Consider the following 9,832-nt stretch of genomic DNA (forward strand, 5'->3'; position numbering starts at 1 on the left):
ATCTGTTCGTCTGTGAAACGGTTGCGCTTCATTCCCTGGTCCTCTCGATGGCCAGAGCTTACTTCAAAATGGATTATTTCAACGGGGCAAGGTCATAGGCAACCCGCTGAGGGCCCTGCTGGGCCACGCGATTGGACACTCCCGGACGCTGGCGTGAAGTCGCATCGTGTGTGCCGACACACGTTAAATTAACCATGTTATGACATGTATGTTTAGCGCCTTTGTGGGGGAAGAACACCTATATGTTTGTCGAAAGTGTCACCGAGATTGAGCTAGATTGCACCGATCGTGTCGCTTTGCGTCGGGCATCTGACCTTTTTACCTCATTGTCGAATCCGATCCGCTTGGCAATCATTTTGCGCGTGATGAAGCGGGAATGGTCGGTGAATGAGATGGCATTTGATATCGCTCTTAGTCAATCTGCCCTTTCCCAGCATCTTGGAAAGCTTCGTGCTGCGGGTGTAGTCACAACTCGCAGGGCCGGGCAGACGGTATATTATCGATGCGAAAGTCTGACGATTGCCCGTCTGCTAGAACAAATGAACAGCTTCCCGTACAATGACTAAAATATCTAGTTCGGAAAAGAAACAGTCGCACTGTTAAAATATCGGGGCGCCAAATTTGCTTCCGAGTTGTCGATGTTACAGCGGAACATATCGGGGCAGCGCCGCTTCACCTGTTGATGCCTCGGCCGAGGCGCTCGCCGTAATTCGGGCGTTGTACCGCACGATACAAGACGGTTCTGGCCCCCATTACTGATCGAAACGGACGACGGTGAAGGCTTCATTCAGAGCGACTGGGCGGACCAGAGGTGACGTATCGGGGACGCCGATATCCGCGTCACCGAAGCGTCGCGCCGCTGTGGTATAACGCTCCTCGCCCAGCCCGGAATGGCGGAAGAGCCCGACGTGCTGCGCGGGATCATGCGCCACAACAAGCGCAATCTCGGCGTCTATGCCACGCCCGCCGAGCCCGTCACCATCAGTGTCGGCGATGCCGTTTATGCCGAGATCTGAAACAGCGGCGTTTCCGCCTCAGAGATATCATTCAGGATTGCCCGGCCAACGGTCTCGCCGATATCCCGGGCACTGGTGATGCCCTGGACGAAGGGCTCCTTGTGCAGCAAAAAGGCGATCGCGGCGCAATAGAGCCGGCCTTCCGACATCAGGCCAAGACGTGGCCGATAGGCTTCGTCGACGTCGATGCCGCCGGTGCGGACCATATCGGGGTCGCGGTCCGGCTGCCGGATCGCGGCCGCCTTCGGGGTCGCCGATACCTGCACGCCGCCTTGGGCGACCAGGGTCGGGAATGGAAGATCCGTGGCCGAGAGTGTCTCCTGGCCCGTTGCGTCAATGAAAGCACCGAAGCGATGGACTTCGCCATCCACTTCGACCTCCGCGCCGCGCTCCAGCCCATCTTCCGCCGTGCTGATCTGGTAATCCTCGCCCAGCTTCAGGATCGAGAGCTTGCCGGCGCGCGACAGTGCCAGCAGTCTGCGGATCGACATCAACGGCACGGTTGCATAGTCGTCGATGAAGATTCCCTTGAAGTGGCGGTGGAAGCGCTTCAGGTCGTTTTCGTCGAGGTGGGGAATGACCTTGGCCACGATCTCGTGGGTGATCAGGATCGCGTAGCGCCACGGCACCGTGTAACGCTTCTGCCGGTTCTCCTCGGCTTCGGCTAGGTTCTTGGCCGCCCAGACGAAGGGATCACTCTCCGTCCGGTCTGCGTAATAGGCGGCGGCGAAGGTCTCGACCGTCAATTGCGACAGCCCGATCCGGGCAGCATAAGCAGGGTCGCGGGCGATGATTTCTCCGCGGAACAGCTCGAAGACATCATCGAGCAGGTCGTGACGACCTGTTGCGATCAGCGCCTCGATGGCCTCTTCCGTGCAGACGAGCTGCGTCACATAGGGGAGCGGGCAGTAGAAATCGGCCTCCGGCAGGATGCCCTTCCGGGACATCAGCGTCGCGCGAAACTCCTCAGTCCCGGCAGCCGGCTGATATTGCAGGTCGCCCGCTGCGTCGCTGTAGAACATGCCGTGGGCCGTCGCCACGGTCATCAGGGCGTCGATACCACTCAGCGAGGTACCGAGAATGCCGACGGGTTCATTGCGGATGGATTTGAGAACGGTCGCCGGCCAGGGCGAAACGAAATAACCGGGACGGATTTCCGTGCTGTCTGGCCAGTTGTGGCCGGTCGCCATGACAACATGGTTGTAAACCGCGTCGTCCTCCCCGTCGGGATGGGACACGCGAAGACGGATGGCTTCCGCCTGGATCTCGATATCGGTGACCTTGTGACGTGCGAGCACCGTGATCACATGGCCGCGATCGCTGGCCAAATTTCGCATCTGGGCAAACTGTGCCTGCATGTAGTCGCCGAGCACGAGGCGCGGGTAGAATTCCCGCTCGTCGATCGCTTCGCGGCGGATGCCGTGGCGCATCAGCGTGTCGTCATCCTGCCGCCGCAGCCAATCGGCCAGCGTTTCGGTGAAAGCAGGCAGCTCGATGCTCGGAATGTTGGAGAGCATGGCCGGGTCGTTCATATCAGGGTGATAGGGCGTGCCCTTGCCCGGTTCGCCCTCTGCCTCATACAGGGTAATCGAAAGGGGAACGGTTGAGCCGATCAGTTGTTTGAACGTGTAGAGGCCGGTCGGACCCGTGCCGATGATAGCAATTCGTGGAAGCATGGACATATCCTATGTCCGGCGAACAATCTCGCGCGGCTGTCAGGGAATGTTCCACCTTTGAAATTGTTCCCCTCCTCATGCTGTTGCGCGAACTATCCTTCGAGCAAATGCGATAATCTGAACTTGATGTGAGGTCGGCTGTTTGTATTATACTAACGAAATTATCACGATCGGCTCAAGTGAGCGCCAATTTTGTAACTCCGTCCATTGGACCTAGTGTGCACTAAAGCTGCTTTTTCAAAGGTATCATCTTTGTTAGAAGACGTTAACCTGACTAAAATTTGTATATTTGTTCTCCTTAGTGCAATATTCACGGTCGCCAATATAAGTTTGTTTGTCGATGCGCATCGATGACCGATGGTTAACGCTATGACAAGGCGGCAACAATCGACCCGAAAGGACTCGCGTTGCGTTCATACCGCTTAAACGTCTAAGGCGGAACTTTCCCCAGGCGGGCGCATTTTCGCTACCGGACCTAGCAACCAGGTCTGCAAAGAGGAAAACCCATGAAAAAGATGATTTTCGCGGCGGCGCTCGTGTGCGCCTCGGCAGTGTCTGCCTATGCCCAGACCACCACTGTTCCTGCGACGGACGGCGACACGCCAGCCGTTGCGACCCCGGAAACACCGAACGCTGCAGCCCCTGTCGAGGGCGCAAATTCCTTTACCGAAGAACAGGCGCGGGAGCGCATCGAAGCAGCCGGCTTCACCGGCATTGCCGACCTCAAGCTCGACGATCAGGGCGTCTGGCAGGCCACGGCGATGAAGGATGGCAAGTCCATGCCGGTGGCCATGGATTACCAGGGCAACGTCGTCTCCAAATAATTTTGCGGAAACGCAGAGAAAGGTCATTCCCATGAAAACCGTTACCGGACTTTTTGACAACTACAGTGATGCGAGCGCAGCCGTCAGCGCGCTGGAAGCACGTGGCGTCCCGTCTGACGACATCAGCATTGTTTCCAACAATGTCGACAACCGCCACAAGCACGAAGATAACGACAACGGTGCCGCAGAAGGCGCTGGCACCGGTGCCGGCATCGGCGCTGTCGTCGGTGGCGCAGGCGGTCTTCTGACTGGCCTCGGCATCATGGCGATTCCCGGCGTCGGCCCGGTTGTTGCAGCCGGCTGGCTTGCCGCCACTGCCGCTGGCGCTATCGCCGGCGCGGTTGCCGGTGGTGCGGCTGGTGGTCTCATCGGCGCACTGACGGATTCCGGCGTCTCCGAAGATGAGGCCCATGTCTATGCTGAAGGCGTTCGCCGCGGCGGCACGCTCGTCACCGCTCGTGTGGATGACGGCATGGAAACCGAAGCTGAGATGATCCTCAAGCAGTCCAACCGCGTCGATCCCATGGCGCGCCGCCAGGCTTATTCCGAGCAGGGCTGGACGAAGTTCGATCATTCCGCTGATCCTTACGGCCCAGCCGAAGTCGAGCAGGAGCGCGACCGCTATCGGGTTCGCACTCTCTAAAGTCTGATAATCGAGGACCGGCTCACGCCGGTCCTCGACGTTCTTGAGGCATATCATCTATCAACAGGGATGTCGGTTGGCTTTCCGGAACCCCAGAAGGTCACCCCATGCGAAGCATTTCCGATTCCATCGAGCGGCTCGCGCCCGCCCGCAGGCGCCAGGCGCCACTGGCGAGACGAACAAGCTTGCCCGACTGGCCGATCCTGCGCGAAACCCTGGGCTGCCAGCGGTGCATCAGTAGTTTGAGTGCTCGTCCCGCCCGTGGATGCGCCAGCTATCCCTAGACTTACAGTGGCTTGCGTGATCAATCACCATCTCCTGGGCCCTCGCACACTTTCGAGGGGCAAGTGAGGGAGTTGAATGGTAAGTCAGAGATCGTCAATCGTCGACGGCACAAACGGTATGCGAGTGACAACTCCTCCTAACCTCTGAGCTTAGTTATTGACGAGACTAAACAGCTGGCAGGTGCGCGGTCATCGGCACGAGTAGCCTCCACAAGATCTGCGCGGCCAAACCTTAAATTCTCCGCTTTACAATTGTCTTCTCCAACGCTCATCGGGTGTAAAATGCGCTGTCCGCGTCTGCTCAGCCCATAGCAATATGAGCAAGTCCATTGGACCCAGAGCATCACGGTCGACTGGTTCAGTAACCATCAACTAAACCTCGTCCAAGATATAATAGAACGACGCCACGTCCTTTCCTAGATGGAACAAAGTCCCAGGCCATGGAGTTTCCTCGTCACCTCCGGAGCCCCGGATGTATTTTAGGAAACCGGAAGGAAAGTTGAATATGGAAGACGCAGGTATCGGCTGGATCGCGGCGATTATCATCGGTGGCATTGCAGGGTGGCTTGCAGAGACGTTTATGAAGAGCAACATGGGCGTCATCATGAATATCCTTCTCGGCATTGTCGGTGCCATAGTCGCCAACTTCATCCTTTCACTGTTCGGGATCGTTCTCGGAGGCTGGCTCGGCTACCTTATCGCCGGTTTCATCGGCGCATGTATCTTAATTGCGCTGGCGCGGATGGTAAGGCGAACAGCGTGAACCAGTAAAATCGTTTGGGCGGCGTCGTGTGCAGACGCCGCCGGGAACCCTACCCGGCATCAGCCGACATGGTAGAACCGAAAACCGTGTGTAGTGCCGGAGCTACCGGCAGAGCGCTGGTGCTTTATGGTCTCTGCGCCCTGCAGCAGAGATCAATATCGGTCGGACATTTAATCTCCTACCTAAAGGCGCATACATCCGGGCTTGCTGCTCGACGTAGCGCTGCAAATGATTGGAGCCAGTTGGCTTCGCTCGGAAACCGCCTTTCCGGGTTAAATTAGTTCGCGACCTTCAGAAGCGCGCGCATTGGAAGCCCGAGATGACGCCACAAAGGCCGCAAATCTCAAAGGCTCGTCAATCACGTTCTAGTTGAGCTCCTCAAACAGCTGTTCTTCATCGATTTAAAGGATCAGCTCGGCTGCGCCCCCTTGGCAGCCTTGTCGCAATCCGTGCGCTAAAAGCCTTTTAGCCGGCCGCCGAGACCGTGGCTTGGAATTGTAAGCCTGTAGTGGCCCGAATAAATGTCCCAGCCCGCCCGTACGGCGCCAACCCCAATTTGCACGGGTCCCCATCCGCCGCTCTCGATGTTATTCGGCTCAACAAGCGCGGCCAGCAGAGACTTTATAGACTGACTCCTCATTTATGGGCTCCGGGTGCGTTAGTTCATGCGTGTTTGTCGTTCCATGGAACGCCAACATTGGAAACAACTATCTCGTCCCTCACCGTTTAGAGAGAACGGCGCGGACACGAGGTCCGCGCCTGAACTTCACTCGACCGGAGGCGAGGCTTTGCCGAGCTTAAGAGCAGGTTCCCGGCCCCACACCCGCAACTTCCCAAGTTCGGATACAAAAGCGGCAACCCCCCCTTCACCGGGAAGTGCGATCGTGCCTTCGTCGAGATCGTCGGTGATTCCAGCCTTGACGAGAAGCGGGAAAGAGCTCTCGTCGTAGCCGATGAACTTGCAGTGCTGGAATGCGTCCGCCACGAAGTCCCGTGCTGTCGCCTCCTTCACCAAATCCTCAACTGCGCCCGGAGCCGCGAGGACGGCGACGGCGTCGAACAGCACCGAGGGGCCACCGTCGATCATGTGCTGCGCCTCTATCCAGGTCCCATCGGACGCGGTCACGCCTCCGATCTTCGGCGCAATCAGCTCAACCAAAGCCTTCTCCTTCTCGATCACCATCATCAGCTTCTTGAGGAGCTTTGCATCGACGCCATCCGTTACAAGCACGCCGAGTTTGCGGCCCTCAAACCGCTTCGGTCCGCCTTGCACGATGCTAAGCGCGGGAGACGGCTCCAGATCCTGACGTGTGGGCATGGCAGCGTCGGCGGGCTTAGGCATTGTCTGGATTCCGAGCTTCTGGGCAACGGTGGTGGCGAGCGTCTCGTCGATGTTCAGCAGGTGCGAGATCATCCGTTCGCGGATAGCGACGGTCTCGACCTTGCTTAGCTCGAACGTGAGTGCCATCGCGATGTGCCGCTGCTCGGGCGGCGTCTGACTGAGGAAAAACTGGCGGGCCTGGCTATAGTGGTCGCCGAAGCTTTCCGGACGCAGCCGCACTTTCTGGCCGTTCTCCTCGGCCAGAAAGTGGCGGTATCCTCGGGACGGGGCCTGCCGGGGACCTTCCCCGAACGAGTTCGGCTGGTAGTTTACCCTGCCAACCGGGTTGCGCATCGCCATGTGCCCGTCCTGCTGGAAGTTGTGGAAGGGACACTTTGGTGCGTTGATGGGAAGGTGCGTGAAATTCGGTCCGCCAAGCCGCTTGAGCTGCGTGTCGAGGTAGGAAAAGTTTCTGCCCTGAAGAAGAGGGTCGTTGCTGAAGTCGATTCCCGGCGGAACGTTGTGCGTCATGAACGCGACCTGCTCGGTCTCCGCGAAGAAGTTGTCCGGCATGCGGTCGAGCACGAGACGGCCGATTGGTTTTACCGGCAACAACTCTTCCGGAATAATCTTCGTCGGATCGAGGACGTCGAAGTCCCAGTTGTCGGCAAACTCTTGATCAAAGAGCTGCACAGAGAGTTCCCATTCCGGAAAGTTGCCGGATTGGATCGCCTGCCAGAGATCGCGACGATGGAAGTCGGGGTCGGCACCGTTGATCTTGACTGCCTCGTTCCACGCAACCGACTGGAGGCCGAGCTTTGGCTTCCAGTGGAACTTGACGAACGTGGACTCGTCTTTGTCATTGACGAAACGGAAGGTGTGTACACCGAACCCCTCCATGAAACGGAAGGATCGTGGGATGGTGCGGTCGGACATGATCCACATGACCATGTGCATGCTTTCCGGCGTAAGGCTGATGAAATCCCAGAAGTTGTCGTGGGCGGTCTGCGCCTGGGGGAAGGCCCGGTCCGGCTCCTGCTTTGCGGCATGTACTAAGTCCGGAAACTTGATTGCGTCCTGAATGAAGAAGACAGGGATGTTGTTGCCGACGAGATCCCAGTTGCCTTCCTGCGTGTAGAACTTCACGGCGAAACCGCGGACATCGCGGGCGAGGTCGGCAGAACCTTTGTTGCCGGCGACAGTAGAAAAGCGGACAAAGACAGGCGTTTTCTCGCCTGCGCGCTGAAAGATGTCGGCGCGGGTGACGTCGGACAAGGATTCATAGGTTTCGAAGAAGCCGTGGGCGCCATAGCCACGTGCGTGAACCACGCGTTCCGGAATTCGCTCGTGGTCGAAGTGGAAGATTTTCTCGCGGAAATGGAAGTCGTCCATCAGCAGCGGACCGCGGGCGCCGACCCGAAGAGAGTTCTGGTCGTCGGCGATTGGTCCGCCTTGCGACGTGGTCAACACGTCGGCACCGTCCTCAGCGATCTGGTGGAGTTCGCCGCCCGCGCCTCGGTGAAGCTGCTGATCATGGATGGTGACAGTGTCCGTGGAAGAGGTCGAGCGGGTCGCCCGTTTTGTACGCTTTGCCATGATTATCCCCTTTGGTGATGGCTGGATACAAAAAGGCCGCCCCTGTGGGACGGCCTTGAATAATGCACTGGGACCTCAGGAAGCCTTGCTTTTGCCCTTGGCGTTCGCAGAGGCCTTTGCGAGCTGCGTGAGCTTCTCGTCTGTCGCTTTCTCCTCGGCGAGGTTGGCCTCCAGCAGCGGTACGGCGTCCTTCAGACCAAGCTGTTTAGCCCACTCGATCAACGTGCCGTAACGGGCGATCTCGTAGTGCTCGACTGCCTGGGCGGATGAGATGAGCCCTGCATCCAGAGCCGGAGACTCCTTGAACTCTTCAATGATCTCTTCGCCTTCGGCAATAATGCCCTGAATGGCTTCGCAGGTCTTGCCGCGAGCCGCCTTTCCGAGCAGTTCGAAGACCTGTTCCAAGCGTTCGATCTGGCCCTGGGTCTCGTCGCGGTGCTGCAGGAAGCCTGCCTTTCCTTCTTCCGAATTGGCGGCGCGGGCCATCTTCGGAAGGGCCTTCAGGATCTTCTTCTCTGCGAAGTAGATGTCTTTGAGAGTGTCCAGGAACAGGTCATCCAGTGTTTTGGTGGCTGCCATTTCATGTCTCCATGTGGTTCAGGATGAGATCTGAAAACTTGGTTCAGTTAATCAGGTCGGCGGGGACTTTTCCTCCGTTTTCCGACAGCTTCTTCATGAGAGCCTTGTGAAGAAACGTGTTCATTTTCGCGCTGTCATCGGCGTCGCCGGTGTAGCCTAGTTCCTGCGCCAGCTCCTTGCGCTCTCCAAGGCTTGCGTCCATGCCGAGTGCCTTCATCAGGTCAACAATTGAGTGGCGCCACTCGAGCGTTTGGCCAGACTTCTTTGCTGCTTCGTCGAGGATCGATTCGACGTCGACAGGAGCCCGGGAGTTTCCGCTGGAACCAGCGCCTCCGTCTATCTGCAGAGCAGGGTTTGCAGTCTGTGCTGCGAACGGAGCGGGCGTTTTTATAGCCGGGGTGGCAGCCCCTGATTGGGCGGGCGGTTGAGAGGCAGGCGTGGCTGAAGATGCCGGTGCCGTGGAGCCCATGCTTGACCCTTGCGAGGAAGGAGCAGCATTTGCTTCGCCAAAAATTGCGTCCTTGATGCGGTCGAAGATGCTCATTCATTTCTCCTGCTGTGACTTGGTCAGGGCGCTCGATCCGCTCCGGAGCTGCAGCACGCTTATGTACCCGGCCGTCGCGAAAAATTGATGTGCTGTCGCCCCGCCGATTAACGCGGTGGACAGATCGCGGTTCCTTCTGCCTCAGGCTCGGGAGCAAAATTCCTTCGCGGCGGTCTCCAAGCGCAAGGCTCCCCGGTTCAACGAGCGCGTGGACAGCCGCCATGCTACCTAGTGCACGTTGGTTGGCTTGTTTCTTTACAGGCAGTGTCTCTAAGCGAATGGCTCGATCAAGCCAGTGACTGCTGAGGACATGCCATATAACTTTAGGCAACACGGCATGACAGCGACGGTAGCGCCGGCTGGATCATGGCGCTTGGCGACCTTCTACTATCAGGACACGTAAGTCATTGTAGCGTTCTACCATTGACATTGGCTTCGCGAGCCAAGGCCGGTGCCTAATGTGTCGATGTCGGGCCTATCGTTAGTCTAGCTGCGGATTCCGGTCTGAAGCCGGCCGGCATTCCGATTAATTACCGGCCACCGTTCCGATTTGAAGCCGGCCACTATTCCAATCAATTACCGGCCG

At 58.0% G+C, this 9,832-nt stretch carries 9 protein-coding genes; 5 read left to right on the plus strand and 4 right to left on the minus strand.

What is annotated here, in order from left to right; genetic code table 11:
• Nucleotides 1–242 precede the first annotated feature (242 nt).
• Together CRO48_RS30960 and CRO48_RS33345 are read left to right on the plus strand one after the other, a co-directional pair.
• Nucleotides 243–566: an ArsR/SmtB family transcription factor gene (locus CRO48_RS30960; RefSeq protein WP_097143478.1), complete on the plus strand. Its 324-nt coding sequence runs from the start codon at nucleotides 243–245 to the stop codon at nucleotides 564–566.
• 300 nt (nucleotides 567–866) lie between these two features.
• Nucleotides 867–1,016 carry a hypothetical protein gene (locus CRO48_RS33345; protein ID WP_407071967.1) on the plus strand — a complete coding sequence of 50 codons (150 nt, stop codon included), beginning with the start codon at nucleotides 867–869 and terminating at the stop codon, nucleotides 1,014–1,016.
• Here CRO48_RS33345 and CRO48_RS30970 read toward each other — a convergent pair.
• Nucleotides 1,001–2,692, minus strand: a complete 1,692-nt coding sequence (locus CRO48_RS30970) for an FAD/NAD(P)-binding protein (RefSeq protein WP_097143486.1) — start codon at nucleotides 2,690–2,692, stop codon at nucleotides 1,001–1,003. The genes CRO48_RS33345 and CRO48_RS30970 overlap by 16 nt on opposite strands.
• Before the next feature lie 506 nt (nucleotides 2,693–3,198).
• On the opposite strand from CRO48_RS30970, the gene CRO48_RS30975 reads away from it, so the two are divergent.
• The 3 genes from CRO48_RS30975 (at nucleotide 3,199) to CRO48_RS30985 (ending at nucleotide 5,206) form a co-directional block, all read left to right on the plus strand.
• Nucleotides 3,199–3,516 carry a PepSY domain-containing protein gene (locus tag CRO48_RS30975; protein ID WP_097143480.1) on the plus strand — a complete coding sequence of 106 codons (318 nt, stop codon included), beginning with the start codon at nucleotides 3,199–3,201 and terminating at the stop codon, nucleotides 3,514–3,516.
• Between the two features lie 31 nt (nucleotides 3,517–3,547).
• Nucleotides 3,548–4,159 (plus strand): general stress protein, encoded by a 612-nt coding sequence (locus CRO48_RS30980; protein WP_097143481.1) that lies wholly within the window; start codon nucleotides 3,548–3,550, stop codon nucleotides 4,157–4,159.
• Nucleotides 4,160–4,948: 789 nt separating this feature from the next.
• The gene (locus tag CRO48_RS30985; protein ID WP_097143482.1) at nucleotides 4,949–5,206 is read left to right on the plus strand and encodes a GlsB/YeaQ/YmgE family stress response membrane protein; all 258 of its coding nucleotides are present in this window, start codon (nucleotides 4,949–4,951) and stop codon (nucleotides 5,204–5,206) included.
• Nucleotides 5,207–5,972: 766 nt separating this feature from the next.
• Here the strand turns inward: CRO48_RS30985 and katE are convergent.
• The 3 genes from katE to CRO48_RS31000 all read right to left on the minus strand — a co-directional run bounded on the left by katE (nucleotide 5,973) and on the right by CRO48_RS31000 (nucleotide 9,246).
• Nucleotides 5,973–8,123 carry a catalase gene (katE, locus tag CRO48_RS30990; protein WP_097143483.1) on the minus strand — a complete coding sequence of 717 codons (2,151 nt, stop codon included), beginning with the start codon at nucleotides 8,121–8,123 and terminating at the stop codon, nucleotides 5,973–5,975.
• A 75-nt stretch (nucleotides 8,124–8,198) separates the two neighbouring features.
• Nucleotides 8,199–8,702 (minus strand): YciE/YciF ferroxidase family protein, encoded by a 504-nt coding sequence (locus CRO48_RS30995; RefSeq protein WP_097143484.1) that lies wholly within the window; start codon nucleotides 8,700–8,702, stop codon nucleotides 8,199–8,201.
• A 43-nt stretch (nucleotides 8,703–8,745) separates the two neighbouring features.
• Entirely contained in the window at nucleotides 8,746–9,246 is a 501-nt protein-coding gene (locus CRO48_RS31000; RefSeq protein ID WP_097143485.1) for a DUF3597 domain-containing protein, read from the minus strand.
• Between the last annotated feature and the right edge of the window lie 586 nt (nucleotides 9,247–9,832).

This window comes from Rhizobium subbaraonis, from assembly GCF_900220975.1.
In the GTDB taxonomy this organism is placed as follows: Bacteria; Pseudomonadota; Alphaproteobacteria; order Rhizobiales; family Rhizobiaceae; genus Mycoplana; species Mycoplana subbaraonis.